The organism is Bradyrhizobium sp. 41S5, assembly GCF_011516665.3.
Taxonomy (GTDB): domain Bacteria; phylum Pseudomonadota; class Alphaproteobacteria; order Rhizobiales; family Xanthobacteraceae; genus Bradyrhizobium; species Bradyrhizobium quebecense.
This window is the reverse complement of record NZ_CP083721.1, coordinates 2,114,842-2,137,025: the sequence shown is the minus strand read 5'-3', so window position 1 is coordinate 2,137,025 and position 22,184 is coordinate 2,114,842. Positions and strand designations below refer to the sequence as shown.

The 22,184-nt window shown below is 64.0% G+C and carries 17 protein-coding genes; 9 read left to right on the top strand and 8 right to left on the bottom strand.

Features of this window, described 5'->3' with window-relative positions:
- Nucleotides 1-118: 118 nt before the first annotated feature.
- Both HAP47_RS10080 and HAP47_RS10075 read right to left on the bottom strand, forming a co-directional pair.
- Entirely contained in the window at nt 119-301 is a 183-nt protein-coding gene (locus HAP47_RS10080) for a hypothetical protein (protein WP_092116659.1), read from the bottom strand.
- An 87-nt stretch (nt 302-388) separates the two neighbouring features.
- Nucleotides 389-1,642, bottom strand: coding sequence for a YXWGXW repeat-containing protein (locus HAP47_RS10075; protein ID WP_173638383.1), 1,254 nt, complete (start codon nt 1,640-1,642; stop codon nt 389-391).
- A gap of 659 nt (nt 1,643-2,301) precedes the next feature.
- Between HAP47_RS10075 and clpB the strand changes: the two genes are divergently transcribed.
- The 5 genes from clpB (at nt 2,302) to HAP47_RS10050 (ending at nt 7,550) form a co-directional block, all read left to right on the top strand.
- Complete coding sequence (clpB, locus tag HAP47_RS10070) at nt 2,302-4,914, top strand: ATP-dependent chaperone ClpB (RefSeq protein WP_173638384.1); 2,613 nt, start codon at nt 2,302-2,304, stop codon at nt 4,912-4,914.
- 102 nt (nt 4,915-5,016) lie between these two features.
- Nucleotides 5,017-5,286 carry a DUF2171 domain-containing protein gene (locus HAP47_RS10065; protein WP_173638385.1) on the top strand — a complete coding sequence of 90 codons (270 nt, stop codon included), beginning with the start codon at nt 5,017-5,019 and terminating at the stop codon, nt 5,284-5,286.
- A gap of 118 nt (nt 5,287-5,404) precedes the next feature.
- Nucleotides 5,405-6,466 (top strand): Dyp-type peroxidase, encoded by a 1,062-nt coding sequence (locus HAP47_RS10060; RefSeq protein ID WP_173638386.1) that lies wholly within the window; start codon nt 5,405-5,407, stop codon nt 6,464-6,466.
- Nucleotides 6,459-7,274, top strand: a complete 816-nt coding sequence (locus HAP47_RS10055) for a family 1 encapsulin nanocompartment shell protein (protein WP_173638387.1) — start codon at nt 6,459-6,461, stop codon at nt 7,272-7,274. The genes HAP47_RS10060 and HAP47_RS10055 overlap by 8 nt, the downstream gene beginning before the upstream one ends.
- A gap of 84 nt (nt 7,275-7,358) precedes the next feature.
- Nucleotides 7,359-7,550 (top strand): hypothetical protein, encoded by a 192-nt coding sequence (locus HAP47_RS10050; RefSeq protein WP_173640563.1) that lies wholly within the window; start codon nt 7,359-7,361, stop codon nt 7,548-7,550.
- A 9-nt stretch (nt 7,551-7,559) separates the two neighbouring features.
- Here the strand turns inward: HAP47_RS10050 and HAP47_RS10045 are convergent, their stop codons facing one another.
- The 4 genes from HAP47_RS10045 to HAP47_RS10030 all read right to left on the bottom strand — a co-directional run bounded on the left by HAP47_RS10045 (nt 7,560) and on the right by HAP47_RS10030 (nt 12,159).
- Nucleotides 7,560-8,849, bottom strand: coding sequence for an MFS transporter (locus HAP47_RS10045; protein WP_173638388.1), 1,290 nt, complete (start codon nt 8,847-8,849; stop codon nt 7,560-7,562).
- A 113-nt stretch (nt 8,850-8,962) separates the two neighbouring features.
- Nucleotides 8,963-9,988: a glycoside hydrolase family 5 protein gene (locus HAP47_RS10040; RefSeq protein WP_173638389.1), complete on the bottom strand. Its 1,026-nt coding sequence runs from the start codon at nt 9,986-9,988 to the stop codon at nt 8,963-8,965.
- The gene (locus tag HAP47_RS10035) at nt 9,985-11,274 is read right to left on the bottom strand and encodes an O-antigen ligase family protein (RefSeq protein WP_173638390.1); all 1,290 of its coding nucleotides are present in this window, start codon (nt 11,272-11,274) and stop codon (nt 9,985-9,987) included. Before HAP47_RS10035 ends, HAP47_RS10040 begins: the two co-directional genes overlap by 4 nt.
- 72 nt (nt 11,275-11,346) lie before the next feature.
- Nucleotides 11,347-12,159: a WecB/TagA/CpsF family glycosyltransferase gene (locus HAP47_RS10030; protein ID WP_173640564.1), complete on the bottom strand. Its 813-nt coding sequence runs from the start codon at nt 12,157-12,159 to the stop codon at nt 11,347-11,349.
- A 465-nt stretch (nt 12,160-12,624) separates the two neighbouring features.
- Here HAP47_RS10030 and HAP47_RS10025 point away from each other — a divergent pair, with 465 nt between their 5' ends.
- Nucleotides 12,625-13,755, top strand: coding sequence for a GNAT family N-acetyltransferase (locus HAP47_RS10025; RefSeq protein WP_173638391.1), 1,131 nt, complete (start codon nt 12,625-12,627; stop codon nt 13,753-13,755).
- A gap of 129 nt (nt 13,756-13,884) precedes the next feature.
- Here the strand turns inward: HAP47_RS10025 and HAP47_RS10020 are convergent, their stop codons facing one another.
- Nucleotides 13,885-15,105 carry an FAD-dependent monooxygenase gene (locus HAP47_RS10020; RefSeq protein WP_173638392.1) on the bottom strand — a complete coding sequence of 407 codons (1,221 nt, stop codon included), beginning with the start codon at nt 15,103-15,105 and terminating at the stop codon, nt 13,885-13,887.
- Between the two features lie 514 nt (nt 15,106-15,619).
- On the opposite strand from HAP47_RS10020, the gene HAP47_RS10015 reads away from it, so the two are divergent.
- Nucleotides 15,620-16,945: a lipopolysaccharide biosynthesis protein gene (locus HAP47_RS10015; protein ID WP_210285237.1), complete on the top strand. Its 1,326-nt coding sequence runs from the start codon at nt 15,620-15,622 to the stop codon at nt 16,943-16,945.
- Nucleotides 16,946-17,011: 66 nt separating this feature from the next.
- On the opposite strand, the gene HAP47_RS10010 is transcribed toward HAP47_RS10015, so the two are convergent.
- Nucleotides 17,012-19,123 carry a GumC family protein gene (locus HAP47_RS10010; protein WP_173638394.1) on the bottom strand — a complete coding sequence of 704 codons (2,112 nt, stop codon included), beginning with the start codon at nt 19,121-19,123 and terminating at the stop codon, nt 17,012-17,014.
- A gap of 166 nt (nt 19,124-19,289) precedes the next feature.
- Between HAP47_RS10010 and HAP47_RS10005 the strand changes: the two genes are divergently transcribed.
- Nucleotides 19,290-20,591 (top strand): glycosyltransferase family 4 protein, encoded by a 1,302-nt coding sequence (locus tag HAP47_RS10005; RefSeq protein WP_231168826.1) that lies wholly within the window; start codon nt 19,290-19,292, stop codon nt 20,589-20,591.
- Nucleotides 20,592-20,606: 15 nt separating this feature from the next.
- Entirely contained in the window at nt 20,607-22,163 is a 1,557-nt protein-coding gene (locus tag HAP47_RS10000; protein WP_173638395.1) for a glucosamine inositolphosphorylceramide transferase family protein, read from the top strand.
- Nucleotides 22,164-22,184 lie beyond the last annotated feature (21 nt).

Genomic DNA, 22,184 nt, shown 5'->3' with positions numbered 1-22,184 from the left:
TGCTCCGCAACACCGTGAGTGCACCTGCAATCATGAGGGCGCAAAAGCAGGCGATTTGCAAGTGCGCCGGCGCGCCGCCCGGCAATGGGCCGCGCAGCACGCGCTCAGACCGCGGGCGCTACGAGGTATGTCCGGGATCGAGATAGTTCGGCATGTTCTTTTTCTGCTGCGGCGTCATCCTGGCGGGATCCGGCTTGCCCGGCACGCCCCGCGGGCCAAGCAGGGCTCGCTGCATATCGTCCTCGCTCAGGCGCGGCTTGCCGTCGTCAAGCTGTCCGCTGCCACCGTGACTCTGTGCCATGACCGACCTCCAGTGATGATCGCTTGCGCGCGGGAAGAAGAGAGTGTGCGCTCCGCCGGGAACGAGCCGGCGGAGCGCGATTGTACCTCAGCGTTGCTCCTGCCGCTTCTCCTCTGCGGGGTGACCTGCCACGGGCGCAGCATGCGGCGGCGCCTGAACGTGCGGCTCCGGCCGTGCTGCCGGCTGCGGATGCGCCTCAGGGCGTGCCATGGTCTCCGGCCGCGCTTCCGGCCTTGGCGCAGGCTCCGGTCGTGCTTCGGGCCTTGCTGCCTGCTCCGGCCGCGCGACGGGCTTCGCGGCAGGCTCTGGCCGCGGCTCCTCCTTGCGCACCTCCTCGGGCCGCTTCTCAGGTGCGGCAGGCCGCGCCGCTTCCGTTGCAGGCCTCGGCTCAACCTTCGGCTCGGAGGCGGGCGCTGCGCGCTTCTCCTCGACCGCGGGCCTGTTCACCTCGGCGGACGGATGCGCCGCCGGGAGCTCCTTGCCCGGCACCGGGAGCGCATGGGAGTCGGCCGGTGCGGGCGCAGCTGCAGCGCCCGGCCGCGCCGGCTCCGCGGCCGCCGGCCGTGCAGCGTTGGCAGGCACCGCCTCGCCGGCCGGCCGTGCGCGAACCACGCCTGGTCCCTTCAACTCGCCGGGACGCGCTGTTGCCGCAATGGCGGGCACGCCGTTGTTGGTCCGCTTGAACAGGCTTGGATCCTGGCTTGCGGCCTCGACCTGCTTGCGTTGCAACGGCGTCGCCGCGAAATGCTGCTCCTTGGCGACCGCACGTTCGGCGGGAGTTGGCCGCACCTCGATGCCGCCGCGGCCGCCATTGTAGCTGACGTTGTTGACGGTGGTCTGGTTGATCGTGACGTTCTTCTCGTAGACGTTGGTGATCCGCGTACCCTGCAGATTGTTCACGGTACGATTGTAGAAGAAGTTGCCGTGATCCCAGCGGCCGCCTTCATAGCCTGAACCGCCGTAGCCGAAGCCGTAATTGATGCCGCCGTAGAAGCCGACGCGATCACCCCAGTAGCCCGGATGGAAAATGAAGCCGCCGCCGAAAGCGCCCCAGTAACCGGGGGTCCACAACAGCCCGACCCGCGGCGGCTGCACCCAGGTGCCCGGCACCCAGTAGTAATCGCCGCGATCCTCGTCCCACGACCAATTGCCCGGCGACCACATGTAACCGGGCCCCGGCACCGGCGGCTGATCGTAGGTCGGCAACGGCGGCGGCGCGGTATCGACGGCAGAGACCGGCGCGCATGCCGCATCCTGCGCGATTGCCGGCACGGCGGTCGCAGTGAACAGCGCCGTGGCAATCGCAGCGCACGACGCGGTCGAAAGAAGACGAGTGATCATTGGGGGAGCCTCTTCGATGAGCACGTTCAACGTGAGAACCGGAACAAAAGTTCCGTGCATCGGCAACGCACCGACACACTTCATCGCTAACGCCTTGACCTTACATCAACCTGAAACAGCGCCAAGCGCATCGCGCAGCCATTCATCGACGGTTCAGAGTGTGCAGTGACTCATGATCGCGCGATTCAGTGGAACAGCGCGCGACGCACGTCTGCATCATCGCGTGCATTCCGCGAGGTGCGAGATGACAGTTACTGAAATCGCGAACATGACTTCGGCTTTCGCACGATTACAACCATCCGGGCTCGTCGCGCCGCTCATTTCGCAAGCACCGCGATCAGCCGAGCCGCCATCGGCGTGATGCCGGACCCCGATTTTGTCGGCGCGTCCGTGGCGGTGCCTCCGGATGAGTGCCAGAAGCGAACACCGGCAGTCGCAACACCTCAAAAGCGGTAGGCCCGCGACCACGCTCCGCGATTGACACTCCCCTGAAACGATCACACGATACGAACTGCGGCAGCGTCAGGCCCGCAGTTCTCCGCCCTGCACGATTGCACTGGCCTGTCGCATGATGGATGTCATCGTTCCGCCATCTGTCGCCGGCGGCAATGCATGGCATAATGGATCTCGACGAGCCTGTGCTGCCTTGAGGTGCCACAATGAACATTGAAAAATATACCGATCGCGTCCGCGGCTTCATTCAGTCGGCGCAATCGCTCGCGACGCGCGAGGGACATCAGCAGTTCTCGACGCTCCACATCCTGAAGGTGCTGCTCGACGACAGTGAAGGCCTCGCGGCCGGCCTGATCGACCGCGCCGGCGGCAACTCGCGCGCGATCCTCAAGGCGACCGAGGACGCGCTTGCGAAGGTGCCGAAGGTCAGCGGCGCCGGCTCCGGACAGATTTACCTCGCGCCGGAGACCGCGCGCGCCTTCGCCGCGGCGGAGCAGGCCGCCGACAAGGCCGGCGACAGCTTTGTCTCGGTCGAACGCCTGCTGCAGGCGCTGGCCGCCGACAAGGACAGCGAAGCCGGCAAGCTGCTCGCCAAGGGCGGCGTCAATCCGCAGAACCTGAACGCGGCGATCAACGCCCTGCGCAAGGGCCGCACCGCCGACAGCGCGTCGGCCGAGAATGCCTATGACGCGCTGAAGAAGTACGCCCGCGATCTCACCCAGGCCGCACGCGACGGCAAGCTCGACCCCGTGATCGGCCGCGACGAGGAGATCCGCCGCACCATCCAGGTGCTGTCGCGGCGAACCAAGAACAATCCCGTTCTGATCGGCGAGCCCGGCGTGGGCAAGACCGCGATCGTCGAAGGCCTGGCGCTCCGCATCGTCAATGGCGACGTGCCGGAAAGCCTGCAGGACAAGGCGCTGCTCGCGCTCGATCTCGGCGCGCTGATTGCCGGCGCAAAGTATCGCGGCGAGTTCGAGGAGCGGCTCAAGGCGGTGCTGCAGGAGGTGACGTCTGCCGAGGGCGGCATCATCCTGTTCATCGACGAGATGCACACGCTGATCGGCGCCGGCAAGGGTGACGGCGCGATGGACGCATCGAACCTGTTGAAGCCCGCGCTCGCCCGTGGCGAACTGCATTGCATCGGCGCCACCACGCTCGACGAATATCGCAAGCATGTCGAGAAGGATGCGGCGCTGGCCCGGCGGTTTCAGCCGGTGTTCGTCTCGGAACCAACGGTCGAGGACACCATCTCGATCCTGCGCGGCCTCAAGGACAAGTACGAGCAGCATCACGGCGTGCGCATCGCGGATTCGGCGCTGGTCGCTGCCGCCACGCTGTCGAACCGCTACATCACCGACCGTTTCCTGCCCGACAAGGCCATCGATTTGATGGACGAGGCGGCGGCGCGGCTGAAGATGCAGGTCGATTCCAAGCCCGAAGAACTCGACTCGCTCGACCGCGAGATCATCCGTCTCAAGATCGAGCAGGAGGCACTGAAGAAGGAGACCGATCTCGGCTCCAGGAGCCGCCTGCAAACCCTCGAGAAGGATCTCGTGGATCTGGAGAAGAAGTCGGCGGACATGACGTCGAAATGGCGGTCGGAGAAGAGCAAGCTCTCCGACGCGCAGAAGATGAAGGGCGAGCTCGAGCAGTTGCGCACGGAGCTCGCTAACGCGCAGCGCAAGGGCGAATTCCAGAAGGCAGGCGAGCTGGCCTATGGCCGCATTCCGGAGCTCGAGAAAAAACTCGCTGCCGTCGAGGCCAGCGAGACCTCCTCCGCCAGCGAGACCGTGACTGCCGACAACATCGCGCAGGTCGTCTCGCGCTGGACCGGCGTTCCCGTCGACAAGATGCTCGAAGGCGAGAAGGACAAGCTGCTGCGCATGGAGGAGATGATCGGCAAGCGCGTCGTCGGCCAGGCCGAGGCCGTGCGTGCGGTGTCGACCGCGGTGCGCCGCGCCCGCGCCGGCCTGCAGGATCCGAACCGGCCGATCGGCTCGTTCATGTTCTTGGGCCCGACCGGCGTCGGCAAGACCGAACTCGCAAAAGCGCTCGCCGAATATCTGTTCGACGACGAGACCGCGATGGTCCGGCTCGACATGTCCGAATACATGGAGAAGCACTCGGTCTCGCGGCTGATCGGCGCGCCGCCCGGCTATGTCGGTTACGACGAGGGCGGCGCACTGACCGAAGCGGTGCGGCGCCGACCCTACCAGGTCGTGCTGTTCGACGAGATCGAGAAGGCGCATCCCGATGTCTTCAACGTGCTGCTGCAGGTGCTCGACGACGGCCGTCTCACCGACGGCCAGGGCCGCACCGTCGATTTCCGCAACACGCTGATCATCATGACCTCGAACATCGGCGCGGAATATCTCGTCAACCAGCCGGAGGGCCAGGGCACGAGCGCGGTGCGCGAGCAGGTGATGAACATGGTGCGGGCGCACTTCCGCCCCGAATTCCTCAACCGCATCGACGAAATCATCCTGTTCCACCGGCTGCAGAAGAGCGACATGGGCCGCATCGTCGAGATTCAATTCTCGCGCCTGCGCAAGCTGCTCGAGGATCGCAAGATCGAGCTCGAACTCGATCCGAAGGCACGCGACTGGCTCGCGGAGAAGGGCTGGGATCCGGCCTATGGCGCCCGCCCGCTGAAACGGGTGATCCAGCGCAGCGTGCAGGATCCGCTCGCCGAGATGATCCTCGCCGGCGACGTGCGGGACGGCTCGCAGGTGAAGCTCTCCGCCACCAAGGCCGGCCTCACCTTCAACGGCAAGAAGCCCGAGAACGCTGCCGCGGACGAACTCGAACCGGTGTGAGAGAAGCCCGGATTGCCAACGACGCGCTGTCATCGCCGCGTCGTCCGGGCGCATCATATGCAAGCTGAATATACAAGCCGACCTTCAACCAGGGAGAGCGCCATGACGCAGCAGAACATCAAGGACAACATGGAGGTCATCGGCGCCGACGGCGTGCATGTCGGCACCGTCGATCACGTGGAAGGCAACCGCATCAAGCTCAAGAAGAGCGAAAGCGACGGCTTCCACAAGGGCCATCACCACTATATCGAGCTCGGCTTCGTTGCCGGTGTCGAAGGCACCAAGGTGCGGCTCTCCGCCAACGCCGCCATTGCGGTGACGCTCGAGGAGGAGAAGTCCGGCAAGCCGGTTGGTCCGTCCGCGGAAGCCTAGCAATCCGGGCTCTTGTAAAGGCTCCGATGGCATGCTCCTGTGCCCCTGTCTGGACGTCAATCCGGCGTCCGGTCCAGACCCTTTTTGCGTGAAAGTGCCGTTAGTTAAGGAGAGATGCGTGCCATCAGCCGTTCCGCAACCGGTCGCTGCGAAGCTGACGCGCGCGGCCATCTTCCTTGCGGTCACGATCAAGCCCAATCCGGAATACGATACCGTGGTGCGGTCGCTGTGTGCCGATCTGGCTGCGCTGGTGCGCGCGGTCGGCTTCCGCGATCTCGAAGGCCGGCTGTCCTGCGTCATGGGCATCGGCTCGGATGCATGGGACCGGCTGTTCGGTGCGCCGAAGCCGAAAGGTCTGCATCCGTTCCGCGAGATCAACGGCGTCCACCACGCCGTCGCCACACCAGGCGACCTGCTGTTTCACATCCGCGCCGTGCCGATGGACCTGTGCTTCGAGCTCGCGACACAGATCATGTCACGGCTCGGCGAGGCGGTTGCCACCTCGGACGAGGTGCACGGCTTCAAATATTTCGACGAGCGCGACCTGCTCGGCTTCGTCGACGGCACGGAGAATCCGGAGGACCAGGCGGCGACTGAGGCCACGATCATCGGCGACGAGGACGCGGCCTTCGCCGGCGGCAGCTATGTGATCGTACAAAAATACCTGCACGATCTGAAGAAGTGGAACGAGCTGCCGGTTGAGATGCAGGAGAAGATCATCGGCCGCACCAAATTGTCCGACATCGAGCTCGACGATGCGGTGAAGCCGAGCTACGCGCACAACGCCCTGACGACGATCGTCGAGAACGGCGAGGAGCTCGATATCGTCCGCGACAACATGCCGTTCGGCAACATCAGCAAGGGCGAGTTCGGCACCTATTTCATCGGCTATGCCAAGTCCCCGCACCGGATCGAGCAGATGCTGGAGAACATGTTCGTCGGCAAGCCGCCGGGCAATTACGACCGCCTGCTCGACTTCAGCCGCGCCGTAACCGGCACGCTGTTCTTCATCCCGTCGGCGACCTTCCTGGAGGACGTCACCAGCGAGGCGCCGGCAGCCGCGCCGGCTGAGCCGTCGCTGGATGACGCCGGGGCTGACGAGCCACCTGCACCAAGAATACCGCCGTCCGACGGATCGCTCGGGATCGGCTCACTCAAAGGAGAGGCTGGACATGAATAATCTTCATCGGGGACTAGCCCCTATCTCGGACGCGGCATGGGCCCAGATCGAAGAGGAAGCCTCGCGGACGTTGAAGCGCCACCTGGCGGCGCGCCGTGTCGTCGACGTCGATGGTCCGAAGGGCACGGACTTCTCCGCGGTCGGCACCGGCCATCTCAAGAAAATTGCCACGCCCGGCGACGGGGTCGAGGCGACGCAGCGCGATGTCCGCGCGCTGGTCGAGCTGCGCGTGCCGTTCGAGCTCTCGCGGCAGGCGATCGACGACGTCGAACGCGGCTCCAATGATTCCGACTGGGATCCGCTCAAGGAGGCCGCGCGAAAGATCGCCTTCGCCGAGGATCGCGCGGTGTTCGATGGCTACGCGGCCGCCGGCATCCAGGGCATCCGTCAGGGCACCAGCAACCCGGTGCTGAAGCTGCCGTCGAGCATCAAGAATTACCCCACCGTGGTCGCGCAGGCGGTGAGCCAGTTGCGGCTCGCCGGCGTCAACGGTCCCTATACGCTCCTGCTCGGCACCGAGCCCTATACCGCGATCGGCGGCGCGACCGACGACGGCTACCCGGTGCTTCAGCACATCCAGCGCCTCGTCGACGGCAAGATCATCTGGGCGCCTGCGATCGAGGGCGGCGTCCTGCTCACCACGCGCGGCGGCGATTTCCAGCTCTCGATCGGCCAGGACCTTTCGATCGGCTATCTCAGCCACTCGGCGACCTCGGTCCAGCTCTACTTCCAGGAGACCATCACCTTCCTGATGCTGACCAGCGAAGCGTCGGTGGTGCTTGCGCCGGAGGCGAAGAAACCCGCCTAGACCCGCCGGCGTTGACTCTTCCAGGAAGCCTCCGGCCAATCTGTGCCGGAGCTTCCGTTGAACTTCAACGGAGAGGAGCGCGCAATGGACTACGATCTCTACATCAACCCGAAGAAGGCATCGGTCGGCCTTTATGTCCGCAAGGGTGCGGGTCTCCCCGATCTCGCGGACGCCAAGGACTGGGTGTTCGACGGCACCTCGGCGCAGGCCAACCTGCCGCCGCAACTCGTGAAGGCGATCGAGGCCAACGGCCACGCCTTTCGCGACATGGACTGAGCTCAGCGGTTACTTCTCGCCGACCTTTACCGGGGCGGTCTCAGGCATCAGGCTCATGGCCACGATACCGACAGCCGCTGCGAACAGCAGATACCAGGACGGCGCCAGCGGATCTCCGGTCACGTGCAGCAGCCATGTGACCACGAGCTGCGCGGTGCCGCCGAAGGTCGCGATCGCGACCGCGTAGATCGTGGCGAACACGCCGCCGCGAATATTCTGCGGCAGCGCTTCGGTGAAGGCGGCGTAGAATGCGGTGAACGGCAGCGATCCGATGAATGACAGGATGCCGAAGCCGAACAGCAGCGACCACGCGCCGGGATCCCGCACGATCCACAGGAAAGCCGGATAGGTCAGCACCAGCACGACCAGTTGCGGCCAGATCATGATCGGCTTGCGTCCGAGCCGGTCGGCAAGCCAGCCGCCCAGCACCGCGCCGATGATCTGGAGTGCGTTGCTCACCAGCGAGACGGTGAACGCCAGCGAAGGCGACACATGCAGCGTGTTCTTGGCGTAGGTCGTCATGTATTGCGTCACGTAGGTCGAGATCGTGCCGCTGGCCAGGATCATCACGGCCAGCATGATCACCCGAAGATGCCGGCGCGCCAGCATGACATGGCTCGAGCTCTCGACGCTTGCGGCAGCGCGCTCGCCGTGAGGGACCGTTTCCGGCAGCGTGCGGCGCATCCAGATGCCGAACGGCAGGCACACCGCCCCGAGCAGAAACGCGACGCGCCATCCGTAGGCCTGGAGCATGTCAGGCGCCATCGTACTGCTCAGGATGACGCCGACCAGGGCGCCGACGGTCGCCGCGACCTCCTGGCTTGCGGGCTGCCATGCCACCACCAGGCCGCGATTCCGGGGTGCCGCGATCTCGATGAGATAGGCCGTGGTCGGTCCGACCTCGCCGCCAAGCGCGAACCCCTGCACCATCCGCGCCAGGATCACGATGATCGGAGCCACGACGCCGATCGCGGCATAGGATGGCGTCAGCGCGATGGTCAGGATCGCGCCACCCATCAGCGCGAAGCTCAGCAGCATCGCCGGCCGCCGGCCGACCCGGTCGGAGAAGATGCCGAGCACGATGCCGCCGATCGGCCGCGTCAGGAAGCCGGCGCCGAAGGTCGCAAGCGACAGCATGAGGCTGCCGTATTCGCTATGCGCGGGGAAGAAGGTGCGCCCGATCTCGGTCGCAAAGAAGCTGTAGGTGATGAAGTCGTAGAACTCCAGCATGTTGCCGATGGTTGCGGCAAAGGCTGCGCGCTTGACATCGAACTGTTCCCTGCTCGCAATGTCCGGCAACGCTCTCGATTCCCTGGTCTGTCCGGAGCGAGTATCATTCCTCGGGCCATGCAAGGCAAGGCATGGCGTCCCGCGCGATCCTGAATCAGAGACCGCGCGTGGGCCGCATGGATTCATCGAGCCGGAGGAATGATCGCGCGGAGGATGTCCCTGTTCCAGCGTTGCCGGGCGCCGTCGAATGCCGCGAAATCGTGATCGAATTGCCAATAGGCCCACGCCCAGCCGAAGCTTTCAGCGCGCCTCGCCACGAACGACAGGTACTTCGCCCGGCTCTCCGCCGGCGCACGCTCGTAGACGCCGAACTCGCCGAGATAGATCGGGCGCTGCTGCCTCTCCGACCAGGACCTGACCTTGTCGAAATCGGCGGCAGCCTTGGCTTCGTCCTCCGCGGAGCCCCAATTCAACGGGCCGATCTTCGAAAAGGTCGCCGACCACGGCGCGCCTTGATGGGTGAATTGCAGCGGCAGGTAATAGTGGAACGTGACGATGAGGTTCCTGTCGCCGGCCGGCAGCGTCAGCTGCTCGACCGGCAGCTCCTCGGTGTTCAGGACGGCGACAACGACATCGCGCTTCGGATTCGTTCCCCTGACGATGGCCAGGCATTCGCCGAGCAGCGCGTTCCACTCGGCCGACGTCATATTCCCGCCGGGCTCGTTCAGGATCTCGAACACCAGCGCCGGATATTTGCCAGCGTAGCGCGATGCGATCTGGCGCCAGAACGCCTTGAGCTTCGCCGTGCATTCCAGCACGTCGCGCTGGCAGAGACCGGTGTCGTGCTCATCGAGGATCGGGATCAGTTTGTTCGCCAGCACCTGCTCGATTACGGCATCGAGGCGCCGCAGGACGGCTTCATCCAGGATGTTGCCGGTATCCATGTGCTTGAAGCCGAAGAAGTTGATCCGGACGTGTGAAAAGCCCGCCTTGCGGATGGCGGTGAGGTTTTCCAGGCGAAAGGGCGCGTTCGGGTAACCTTCCCAGATACCGTCATAGCCAAGAATATTGATGCCACGCCCCAACGTCGCGACGTCCGCGGATGCCCCCTGCCCGGCCGCATGCGCGGGCGAGATCAGCACGGCAGAAAGCGCCACCGCCAGCAGCGCGCTTAAGGCTCTTTGCGGAACAAATCGAAACGTGGTCATGAGAGCTCCAGCTCGCGCAACTGCAGGCGCGACGACGGCAACGAGCGGCAAGCGGCGAGGAAAAGGGCGATCAACAGCACCGACGTGAACATCGTCGAACGCAGGAAGACCGTTTCGGTAAAATTGGTCTGGCAGTTGAGGAAGACGAACCCGATGATCAGCGCACAATGCAGACGGTCGATAGCCCGCTCCGCGATCAGGCAGAGCATCTTGTAGGAAAACAGAAAGACGCTCGCCGTGAACAGGAAATAGCCCAGGAATCCGGTTTCGACGAGAATGGCGATGTAGCCGTTGTGGTAATTGTCGAGCACCCAGCCGTGGTTCTGGTTGAAATAGTCGTAGATCTCCGGTCTGGTCCAGAACCCGTTGATGCCAAATCCGAACAGCGGCGCATCATCGAAATGGCTGATGGCGTACTGCCAGATGAAGGTTCTCTCGGTAAAATTGATCGTCGTGTCGAACACGTGAATCGAGTCGTACCCGGTCGTGTAGAAGTACAGAATCAGCAACGCGGCCGCAACGCACATGGCACATGGCAGCACCGCGTAGACTCGCATGCACCTGACCGACCACAAGGAGGTCAGCAACAGCGCACAGGCGACCAGCGACAAGGCGCCGGCGCCGCGCGACTCCGAAAGGACGACGCAGGTCGAAGCGAGTGCGAACGTCACGAGGAACGGCAGCCATCCCTGTCCGGTTATCTTTCGATAACAGGCAAAGAACATGAGATAGGCGCCGGCGAAGCCCAGGGTCTGCTTCGACTCGAAGACGCCCTGCCATTGCCCATTGTGCATCCAGGTCTGGTCCACCCCGATGTCCGGGAGCGCGACCGCACAAAACGCCGAGCCCGCGATCAGGACGAAGAGGCCGCGGGCGGTTGCCTTCACGATGTCGTCGATGTCGACGCGGCTGACCATAAAGAATGCGCCCAGCGACGTAACCGCGAGCGCCCCAGCCTTCATCAGGGCCGCCGCGTCCAAATTGGTCCAGAGCACCGAAGTCGTGGCGAACGCATAGAATGCGACGATCACGAGCGTGTCGAGATTGAAGGCCAGCCGCAGGCAGGGACGGATGAACAGGCTCGCATAGATCAGCACGCCCCACATCAGCAGGGCGACGGCCTGCTGAACCAGCGTTACCTCGGTCGGAAGCAGCGCGGGGTGGAACGTCCCCATCGACATGATCACGTTGACGGTGATCGACCAGTTGACGACGGTTCGCGCGAAATTTTCTGCATCGACGCCCGGCGCCTGCCAGACCGAGCTATCGACTGCTCGACCGTCCATCGGTTGTACTCCGCTCATTGAAGAGCTCGCCGCTCCGGTGGATCGGAGCGGCACATTGCACTCGGTACGGATTCAGTCCCTGGTCGCCGAGGACCGGGTCCGGTTGAACAGCAGATAGAGAGCGTGCGGATTGGTCGTCAGATAACGCCAGAACAGCCGGCGCGGCTCGAGCCAAAGACGCCAGGCCCATTCGAGCCCGACGATCTGCATCCATCTCGGCGCGCGCGGCCGTGATCCGGACAGGAAGTTGAACAATCCGCCCGACGTCTTGATGACGCCGACATTGCCAAGCCGCGACATGAACTCGTCGACGAAGGCCTGCTCGTAGGGCACGCCAAGCGCGACCCAGAGAAAGTCCGGCGCCAGAGCGTTGATCTCATCCACCTTGGCCCGAAGCGCGTCGCCGCGCAGATAGCCGTGCGAATGGCCGACGATCTTGAGCGCCGGATAGGCCCGGCGGACATTGGCGATTGCCGCCTTGTTTTCGGCCTCGTTCGCACCAAACAGGTAGAAGGTCAGCCCGAGTTCTTCCGCCTTACGCGCGACGTCGTGGAACAAATCCGTGGTCGCAACGCGCTCGGGAAGCGGGTTCGGCGACCGCAGCTTCGACACCATGACCAGCGGCTGCCCGTCGGCATTGATCAGGTCGGCTGCACGGAACAGCCGATCGGTCATCGGCTCGGTGGAGCAACGCGACAACACCTCGCCATTGGCTGATGTCAGATACAGCGGCCGATTGATACGCCGGTTCGGATACACCGCCTCGACCATGAAATCCGCGGTCTGCTCGCGATCGAGCACGGCGAGCCGCAGCCCGCCGATGGTTGCCCGGGCAACGCTGGCGGTCGCAGCCCTGCCGACAGGATTGGTGCGCCGCTCCAGCATGCCGTTCGGCATCGTTGATTCGGCTGGCACATCCGTCGAGGAAACCGGTTGCTCGCCGCCCAAAGTGTTGCAAATCCGGACAGGCGGAGCAGCCATGCCCGAATTGAGACGCCGAGGCGGCTCGCGACCGTCCCGCGGGGACGAAATATCGTAGGAAGCGCGGGCTTTTTGGCTGTGACTCAACATTTCGGCAGGGCTCCAGTACTCACGTGCCCTTAATTGCAATATCCGGTCCAGACCACATGCGATATCGCGCAGCCGTGTGATCAGGGATGGCCGTAAAGGGATCGTTAACGATGCTGGTCGTTCGGCGCGGCGACGTTCGAGCAGCAGCACTGCGCAAAGGTCGAGGCATTACATTAATACAAATCGTATTCTACCGGTGCCTGAGGTCATCAGCCTTTGCTATAACGGCGGAGCGCTGGCTTGACCGGCGCTTTTAAAACGCCGTTTATTTGGTTTCACATGAACAAGAATGATGACGCGTTCGATGTCTGCATCGACGACGCATTCGACTTCCTGTCTGAAGAATACGCGACATTGTTTGAAGGCTCGGACGCGACCGCCTTCCAACACCCGTTATGGCTGGACAGCCTGTATCGCAAGCTCGCTCCCGCCGCGGCAGCTAAGCCGCTGGTCGTCATCATCCGTCATCGCGCGGACAGCGCGCTCGCGGCCGTGCTGCCGCTGCTGCGGGTGCGGCGCGGCCCGATGCGCACGATTGAATTCGCGGACCTTCGCGTGTCCGACTATTTGTCGCCGGTCTGCACCGCGAAGACATTCGCCGACCTGCTGCAGGACCGCCAGGCCTGCGAGAAGCTACGCAAACTGGTCCGGCCGTTCGACCTGCTGCGCATCCCCAAGCTGCTCGATGCCAGAATGCCGATCGAGAATTTGCTCGGGGCGCCTCACCGCAGCCTGATGGACACCAATGCCTATGCGACGGTCCTGGTCGCGCCGTTCGAGCAATGGCAGCTCAACGCGCTGGGAAAATCCTATCAAAAGGAACTGGCAAAGAAATGGCGCCAGATCCACAAGAAGGGCACGCTCACCTTCTCATGCTGCGACGACAGCGCTTCCATCGGCGAAGCCATGGACGTGATGAGGAAGTTTCGCGGCCCGCGTTTCCAGGCACATGGCGACGGTGACCTGCTGCAGCGTCCGGAATATTTCGATTTCTACTCGAGCGTGGCGCTGCGCGGCATGGGCTCCTTTACCCGGCTCTATGCCATGAAGATGGACGGCGAGGTCATCGCCACCGCCCTTGGGCTGGCTCACCGCGGCAGCCTGCTCGTCGTCATGACGGCTTTCGACATCGAGGGATACAAGAGCCAGTCGATCGGCGCGCTGACGTTCGAACGCGTCGCCAAGGACTGCATCGAGCGCGGAGACCGGGTGCTGGATTTCACCATCGGTGACGAACCCTACAAGATGCAGTTCGGAGGCCAGCCCACGCCGATGTCGAGCGTGACGCAGGCCGGCAGCGCGGCCGGATCGCTTGCACTGTTTGCGCTGAAGCAGGCGCCCTGGATCAAGCAAGCCGCCAAGCGGTTGACCGACCTCAGGCCGGTCCGCACCTCGACCGGCACGCGGTAAGGCCGCCTGGGAAAAGCCTTACCGCCGCCTAAGGCGCGATGAGATTAGGTTGAGTCGTCATCGCACATTAGCTCTTTGTTTGAGCATGATCCTTTCGGAAAACCGCTTCGCACTTTTCCGGATCATGCTCTATCGGAGCGCGCTGCGAACGCGCATCACCCACCCCGGATGAATCCGGTCCACCTGATGCGTGATCATGCGACGCAGGAAGTGCAGCTTCCGCTGCATGGTCCAGCGTACATCGGTGTTCGAGGTCAAAGCCTGGCGGAAGTGCGCCAGTTGCAGTGAATGCCGGTCGGCGGCGAGCTTGTCGCGATCGGAATAGAACTGCGCAATCTTCGCCGTGCCCATGCCATCGGTCTCGAGCCAGCGCGGCACATATTCAGTGCAAAGACGCTCGACATCCACCAGCAGGCGGCTCACGCCGGTTCCGGCCGCAGGACAGTTGGTCTGGTAGGCATCGCCGATCAGCACGACGCCCGGCTGCAGATGGCCCTCCGTCACCGACAGGTCCATGACCCAGTTGTGCACCTGGCCGACGATCTCGAAATCACCGAGGTAGAGCTGCAGTCCCGGCATCAGACGGAGCAGCGTCCGCCTGGTGTCGCGGCGCAGCTCGCGCATGATCGGATCGGTCGGGTCGCGGAACATGAACAGGTTCGCGCGCATGCCGCCCGACATCGGAAACAGGCTGAGATAGTCGACGCCGTCAGCTGCCTGCTTGCCGTAGCAGGTCAGCGCGTCGAAGCCGAACGGCGCGTTACCCGGCCGCGCGATCGTGAAGCCGAACGTCACCGAATGGCGCGCGGCGATCATCTTCCGGCGCATTCCGAGATTGTAGCCAAGCGCGCCCGCCATGCCGGTCGCCAGAACGACCAGGCGCGAGACGACGCGCTTTCCGGAGGCCAGCGTCAATAGCTGGCGATCCTCGCTGCAGCTGATATTGATCACCTGGTCGGGCAGGAAGCTCGACGTATCAGGCGTCAGGCCGCGGGCCATGTCGACGAGGTTGGCATAGGAAACCCCATAGGATCGGCCAACGCCGATATCGACCAGCTTGCCGTCCCTGATGTTGAGCACCCGGTCATAGGACGAGGCGACGGCCTCGACGTCGTCGATGAAGCCCAGGCGGCGGAAGATATCGATCTGCCGTCCGGCGATCTTTTCGACGCGAAATTCGTCCGGCGGGATCGAACGCTTGTCGATCAGGACGACCCGATACCCGGCACGCGCGAGGACGGCCCGCGCGAGCGAGCCCGCCAGACCGGCGCCGACAATGGCGACGTCCGCTTCGATCGTTTCAGCCTCACAGGTTGCGATCGGCTGGGTGGTGCTTTGCTCGGCAATCATCTTTGTCCGCTCCGCGGCTAATTGACCACCGAACTGCAATTTCCTTACCCGTCCTGCTGCCTCGCAGAACGAACACGACGAGTTCCATTATTGAGGTTAACGACAACGCCCCCATTGCGATCAGCCCCTTCCCGGCACGTGGCTTGCAGCCACAGCGGTCATGAAATCGATGTTTTGGACGCTCCGCAGCAGGCCGGCGGGGCAACAGCCACGCCATGGAGCTTCGACGGATGCCGTTGACGCGCTAACGCGGCTTCAACCAGCACGGCCCACGCTGTCGAACCGGGCGCCGGAGGAAAATCCGATCTGCGCCGTTTGGACACAGCGAGGACGGCAGCGTTCCAGAATGGAGCAGCGCGACATCTTGGCCAGGTCACGACTGCGTGGCGCCTTGAGGCCGGTTGGGAACGGAATTTTAGCAACAGAACATTAACACTCCTGACCTCACCGATTGCTAGGGTCAGCAGCCTGACAGGATATTGAGACGTCGCTTGTGATTGCCTCTGTTCTTCGAATGCTACGGCGCGATGTCACGCGCGGCGTTGCCGGGACCATCCTCCTCAAGGTTGGCAGCGGCGGGCTCGCGTTCGCCCTGTTCTCGCTGGCGGCGCGGACGATGACGCCTGACGCGTTCGGAGACTTCGCAACCTTGCTCTCCGTCGCCCAGATCGCCGCGGTCGTGGGCCTGGTCGGTCAGGAGCTGCTGCTGGTTCGCTTCCTCAATGAGTACGAGGTGCGCGGCCAAGCCGAATTCACCAAGGGCGTGCTGCTGTCGAGCCTGAAGTACTCGGCGATCGGGATGCTGATCTCGATCGCCGCGATCGCCGCGGTGGCAAGCATTCGCGGCGAATGGTGGCTCTTGATCCTTTCGGTCTCGGCGTTCACCGCCGTCAATGCCGGGCTGATGCTCGGCAGCCAGATCGCACGATCGCTGGTCAGCATCCTGATGGGCGAAGGCAATCGCGAATTGTTCTGGCGGGTTGCCGTTGTCCTGGTCCTGATCGCGACGCTGTTCGGCCACCGCCAGCTCACCCCGGCCGAACTGTTCGCCGCGATGACGGTCGCGATGGCGTTGGGGCTGGTCGTGCAGATCGTGTCGATCGTGCGCGTGCTGCCGAACCTGCGCGCGGTCACGGCGCGCTTCGAGACGTCGCGCTGGAACCGCAGCGCGTTCCGCTTCTGGCTCGCCTCGATTCTCGAAGCGGCGAACCAGTATTTCGACGTCATCCTGGTCTACTGGATGCTGGATCCGGCCACTGCGGGCGTCTATTTCGCCGCCTCGCGTCTGGCCAACATCTTCGCGATGCTTTCCGCCGCGCTCTACACGTTCGGCGCTCGCCGGCTGCCGTCGCTGTATTTCAGCAAGAACCACCGCGAGCTCGAGCATACGCTGAAGCTGATGTCCGAGGTGACCGCGCTCTGCGTGCTCAGCGGGCTCGTCATAGTCTGGGTCGGCGCTCCCTACCTGCTCGGCCTGTTCGGACCGCATTTCGCCGCGCAGCAGTGGGTGTTGATCGTGCTCGCGATCGGAACGGCCTTCCAGGCGGCGGGCGGCCCGGCGGCGGCGGTCCTGCAGCTGACGGGGCATGAGCGCGATTATGTTCCGGTTGTCGCCGCCAACGTGGCGTTGCGACTGGTCGGATTTGTCGTGCTGATCCCTTGGCTCGGCGTGCTCGGGGCGGCGATCTCGGCGACGGTTTCCCTGGTGCTCGCCACCGTCGCGCTCAATGTGCTGTGCCGCCGGCGGACCGGCGTCGACCCGTCAATTCTGGTGCTGTCGCATCTCGCGTCGTCGAAGGCAGGCGCTTACGCAGTCCGCGTTGCGGATAGCAAGGACTAGAGCGCTTTCAAGCGAAGTGGACGCCGCTTCGCGTGAAGAAAACCCGTCAAACAAGAATCCAGAGCTTCAGCTTGCCAATCCCAGGGCTTCGCGCCGAGAGTTGCTGACCGCGGCATTGGCCGCCACGCGATTGACGACGAGCGCAATCGGGACCGAACCGAACCTGGACAGATCGGTCCGCGCCTTGCCGATCGCGGCCGGGTTGGCGGCGCCCTCGCGAACTACCAGGATCACGAGGTCGGCTTGTGCAGCCAGCGCGACAGCGGCCGGCTGCATGGCAAGCGACGATGCGTCGACGATGATCAGGCCGAAATCGGCGCGAATGTCGTCCTGCGGATAGGGCGGCGCCTTGCTGCTGGCGCCCAGCAGTTCGACGACCGACGGCAGATCCGCCTTGATGATCCCCGAGCCTTGCGGCGGCGCGGCTTCGGTGCGCCTGGTTTCCATCTCGATCAGGACGCTGAGCATCCCGTTCTTGACGGCGGACCGGTTGAGCGACCGTGCGACGGTGCTGCCGCCCGCACCGGTCTCGACCGACAGCAGCAACGCCACCTTGCCGTGCTCACCCGGAAGCTGCTCGATGTTCTCGATCAGCAATTGAAGATGCGGACTGAGATCGGGCTCGGCCGTCGTCGAAATCGGGGTCTGCCAGACGCTCCTGACGGCATCTGACGACACCATGTTGGGAATGCGGGCCAGCACCGGCAAGCCCGGCGGCAGCGGAGATTGCGGCGCGGCCGAGGGCGGTGCCGGCGCCGGCGCCTCGGCGCGGCGAAGCGGCGGAATGCTCTTGATCGGGAGCTGCTTGAGATCCAGACCGGGCACGGCGACGATCGCCGTCGACGTCAACAGCGAGACGATCGCGAGCGCGACGAGCAATAGAGGAAGCGGCGGAAGCGTCGAACGCACCGGCGGCGTCGCGGGCGATGCCACCTTGGTCTGCGAATTCTGAAGACCGCGCTGCTCGTCGGTCGTCCTGTAGCGCGACAGGAACTGTTCGTAGATATTCTTGTTGGCATCGGCATCGCGCTGCAATTCCTGCAGCTTGACGAGCGCTTGACCATCGACAAGGATCTGCTGCTCGGCCGCCTTCAGCTGGTCTTCGAGCGCCTTCTGCTGATCGCGCTGCGCCTCGTATTCCGACTTGGCGGTGTCGATGTTCTTCTTCCGCTCGATCTCGATCTGCCGGTTGAGATCGCTCAACTGGCTGAGCGCCATCACGAGGTCGGGATGACGATCGCCGAGCACCCCACGCTTCTGCGCAATCTGGTCGTTGAGCGCGGAGCGCTGGGCCCGCAGCGCGCTCAGCAGGTCCTGCTTGACCGGCCCGTCGACATTGGCCTTCAGGTCGCGTTGCAGCTGCTCATAGCGCGACTTGGCCTCCTCGGTGCGGGCCCGCGCCGCGGCAACCTGCTGCGTCAGGTCGGTGACGCGCAATTGCTGCGTGGTGGATTCCTTGCCCGCGTTGACGATCCGGTGCTCGAGCTTGAACTTGGCAACGGCATCTTCCGATGACCGCAGCCGGTCGTTCAAGGTCTTGAGCCGGCTCTTAAGCCAGTCGGCGGCCTCGTCGGTTGCCACGCTGCGCGTCCCGCGCTGGCTCGCCACGAACGCCTCGGCCACCGCATTGGCGTAGTACGCAGCGCGCTGCGGATTGTTGGACGTGAACTTGATGGCGATAACATAGGTTAGTCCGCGCCTTGAGATATCGAGCCGGTTGCGAAATCGGTCGAGCAGGCGCGTGGCGTCGGTCTTTCCGCCGGAGATGTCGCTGTCCTCGGCGACCTTGAGCTGATCGATCAGCGGCCCGAGAAATCCATCGGATTTGGCGATCTCGACGTAGCTCTGCAGCGCTGCGGCATCTTGACCGATCCCGGGCAGGACGTCCTGGTCGGCGGTCACGCGCTGCTCGCGCGGATCGAGGACGACGAGCGCCGTCGCGGCGTAACGCGCCGGGATCAACATCAGCAAAATGATACCGACCGCGAAGATGACCGCGGCGAGCATCAGGATGCGTTGACCCTTCTCGCGAAAAAAAGCCAACACACCCGGAATGCTAAGCACGCCCTTGGTGGTTTCCGCGGAGGATTGGCCAGCCGGCACGCCGGCAGATTCCCACGACGCTGCGGGTTCCGTGACTTCGGAACGTCTCGGGCCTATCCGGCTACCGAACTTCATGGGTTCTGACTCGAATTCAACTGACAGTACTGCTCCAACGTAAATATCCATGGTTAATCGCCGGTTACCCCCTCTATGGGTTGGCGTAACCAATTAGTTAACGAGCCGGCTGTACCCTGTCTGTGAGATAATAGTTTTCGATTGCCGACACATGTCTGATTGCTAAATGAGCAGTAACCTCAACACGCGCTACTCGATGCACGAGCGCGCTTCGCGTGATAGTTACGCGCGCAAAAATGAAGGGGGCGAATCCACCCCTTCAACGGGTGAGGAATCCGTGCTCCAACAAACGCCAGGCACAGAATTGCGCGAGGCATCGGCCGCATCACGCGATCGACCGAACGAGAGCAAGCGAAAGCTGCGTGTTGTCCTGGTGCAGACCCAGGCCGAGAACGCCGGCGCGCAGGAGATCTCGCGGCTGCTCGGCGCCGGACTCGCCGCGCGCGGCTATGATGTCGCCAACCTGTTCTTCTTCCGCAAATCGGATTCCTTCGACGAGCCGCCCAATACGTTCTATTGCGCGCAGACCCGTCCGGGAAATCCGGTGGCGCTGCTGCGGATGCTGTGGGCGCTCGCCCGTCATCTCAGGACCATCAAGCCCGACGTCGTCCTGACTTTCCAGCACTTCGGCAATGTGATCGGCGGAGGCGTGTCGCGCCTCGTCAGCCGCGCCCCCGTGATCGCCAACCAGGTATCCTCGGCGCTGTCGATGAGCATGCCGGTGCGCGCTGCCGACATCATCATGGGCTCTACCGGTTTCTTCCAGTGCATCACGCTGAACTCGCGGGACATGGAGCGCGAATATGCGCGCTATCCGGCTCCGTATCGATCGCGCATGAAGCACGTCCCGCACGGCTTCGACGACAAGTCGCGCAGCCTGCCGAAGGACGTTGCGCGGCAACAGTTCAAGCTGCCACCGGACCGTACCCTGCTCGGCTGCGCGGCACGGCTGCACCCGCACAAGCGGCTTGATGCGGCCATTCGCTTGCTGGCTGCCGATCCATCCTGGCACCTTGCGCTCGCCGGTCAGGGCGCGGACGAAGGGCGGTTGAGGGCCCTGGCGGACGAGCTTGATGTCTCGGACCGGCTGCACTTCATCGGCGAGATTGCACCGCGCCAGATGGCCGATTTCCTGGCCTGCCTGGACGTCTTCGTATTCCCCACGCAGGCCGAAACCTTCGGCCTTGCCGCGGTCGAAGCCGCGAGCGCCGGCATTCCCTGCGTCGTCAACGATCTCCCCGTGCTGCGCGAGGTGCTGTCCTACCAGGGACAGCCTGCCGCGGTATTCGTTGACGCTTCGAACGAGGCCGAATTCTCGGCCGCCGTGTCGATGGTCCTGACAGATCGTGTGTTGAGCGACCAGCTGCGGCAAAGCGCCGTGGGCCTCAAGTCGCGATATTCGTTGGATGCCATGATAGAGGAATACGTCCGCATTCTCGGCGACGCCGTGGGAGCGGACGCGCACTAGGAAGTTCGGCTGGCCATGATTATCGAGTTTCGCTGCGATCGCGAGCAGCCGCGGCTCTGGATGAGCCGCGAGTCGTTGCGCGTCAACGATCAGGATATTCCCGTTCAAATCGCCTGGACCACGACGCCGGAGCCCCGACCCGCCGGCCTCGACATGCTGTTCGAGCTCGAGCGCGTCGTGCTGCGCAAGGGCACGACCAGCGGCGCTGACCGGCTGAAGGCGATCCCGCAGCGTCCGCGCGCAGGCAACCCCGACGTGGTGGTCGACTTCACCAGCGCCGCGCGGGATCCGAACTGCTCCGCCAGGCTCTATCTCCGTCCACGTTTCAACGGGCACACGGGAGAAAGTGCCGTACTTTCGGCCATTCTCGCCGGCGATCTGCCGGTGATCGAAATCGTCAATGAGCTCGACGGGTCGGTGATGGACCGCGGCCATCCCTCCGCGGAAATCGCGGCCGGCCTGAGCGGCGGGCTCGAAACTGTGATGGCACGCACGCTGTCGATGCTGCCGCCGATACTGTCAGGAGCTCCGCGGCTGGTGCCGCAATTGGCTGCTCCGGCGAGCGGCGGTGAGCTGCGAAATCCCGCGCCCTTTGTCGTGCGCGGCGTGGCGACTTCGATTGCGAAGGAAATCTATCGCCTGTGCTGCTACGCGCCGCATTGGCATGTCGGTTGGCGCTTCGCCGGGAATACGGATACCTGGCGCACCGGCGACCTGTCGGGACCTGCCTGGAACGTGCTCGGCGATCCCGGCAACCGCTTCTATGCCGATCCGTTCCCGGTGAAATGGCAGGGCAGGACCTTCGTGTTCTTCGAAGACCTCGACCACCGGACCGGCAAGGGCATCATTTCCGCGATCGAATTCGACGGCAAAGGGCCAATCGGCACGGCCATGCCGGTGCTCGAAGAGCCCTGGCATCTGTCGTACCCGTTCCTGATCGAGGATAGCGGCGAGCTCTGGATGATCCCGGAAAGCACCGCGCATCGTGACGTTCCGATCTACAAATGCATCCGCTTTCCGGACAAGTGGGAGCGGCACTCAACGCTGCTGTCCGGCCTCGAACTTGCCGACGTGACCGTCACGCAGCACAACGGCCTGCACTACATGTTCGGAGCCTGGCGCGATGGCACCGGCGGCTACTCCGACACGCTGGCGATCTACTACGCCGGGCAATTGCTCGGCCCCTGGCAACCGCATGCGGCCAATCCGATCCTGATGGATCGCGCGACAACGCGGCCGGCCGGCAACTTCGTGACCGTCAATGGAAGGCTGTGGCGGCCGGTCCAGGACTGCACCGACGGATACGGCGCGGCGCTCGGACTTGCGGAGGTGCTCGAATTGTCGCCGACGACGTACAAGCAGGCCGTTCGACATTTGCTCAAGCCCGGGCCGCAGTGGACCGGGCGCAAGCTCCACACGCTCAACCGGTGCGGTCAGCTCGAGGTGATCGACGGCTCGCGGGTGCAGCCGAAGACCAGGGCGTTCCTGGCGAGCCTGCGATCGGGCGACCAATCATCGCAATGGGGTTGGCATGGTACGCTGGCGAAGCCGATCGCACGACGGCTCCACTAGCACGACGCGTTAGTCATCCTT

Bases quoted from the DNA above. Each gene is read 5' to 3' on its own strand.
- HAP47_RS10065 (WP_173638385.1), top strand. From the start codon at position 5,017: ATGACGCAGCAGAACATCAAGGACAACATGGAGGTCATCGGCGCCGAC.
- clpB (WP_173638384.1), top strand. From the start codon at position 2,302: ATGAACATTGAAAAATATACCGATCGCGTCCGCGGCTTCATTCAGTCG.
- HAP47_RS10015 (WP_210285237.1), top strand. From the start codon at position 15,620: ATGCTACGGCGCGATGTCACGCGCGGCGTTGCCGGGACCATCCTCCTC.
- HAP47_RS10010 (WP_173638394.1), bottom strand. From the start codon at position 19,123: ATGAAGTTCGGTAGCCGGATAGGCCCGAGACGTTCCGAAGTCACGGAA.
- HAP47_RS10000 (WP_173638395.1), top strand. From the start codon at position 20,607: ATGATTATCGAGTTTCGCTGCGATCGCGAGCAGCCGCGGCTCTGGATG.
- HAP47_RS10030 (WP_173640564.1), bottom strand. From the start codon at position 12,159: ATGCTGGAGCGGCGCACCAATCCTGTCGGCAGGGCTGCGACCGCCAGC.
- HAP47_RS10025 (WP_173638391.1), top strand. From the start codon at position 12,625: ATGAACAAGAATGATGACGCGTTCGATGTCTGCATCGACGACGCATTC.
- HAP47_RS10075 (WP_173638383.1), bottom strand. From the start codon at position 1,642: ATGATCACTCGTCTTCTTTCGACCGCGTCGTGCGCTGCGATTGCCACG.
- HAP47_RS10050 (WP_173640563.1), top strand. From the start codon at position 7,359: ATGGACTACGATCTCTACATCAACCCGAAGAAGGCATCGGTCGGCCTT.
- HAP47_RS10040 (WP_173638389.1), bottom strand. From the start codon at position 9,988: ATGACCACGTTTCGATTTGTTCCGCAAAGAGCCTTAAGCGCGCTGCTG.
- HAP47_RS10035 (WP_173638390.1), bottom strand. From the start codon at position 11,274: ATGGACGGTCGAGCAGTCGATAGCTCGGTCTGGCAGGCGCCGGGCGTC.
- HAP47_RS10055 (WP_173638387.1), top strand. From the start codon at position 6,459: ATGAATAATCTTCATCGGGGACTAGCCCCTATCTCGGACGCGGCATGG.
- HAP47_RS10020 (WP_173638392.1), bottom strand. From the start codon at position 15,105: ATGATTGCCGAGCAAAGCACCACCCAGCCGATCGCAACCTGTGAGGCT.
- HAP47_RS10005 (WP_231168826.1), top strand. From the start codon at position 19,290: ATGAGCAGTAACCTCAACACGCGCTACTCGATGCACGAGCGCGCTTCG.
- HAP47_RS10080 (WP_092116659.1), bottom strand. From the start codon at position 301: ATGGCACAGAGTCACGGTGGCAGCGGACAGCTTGACGACGGCAAGCCG.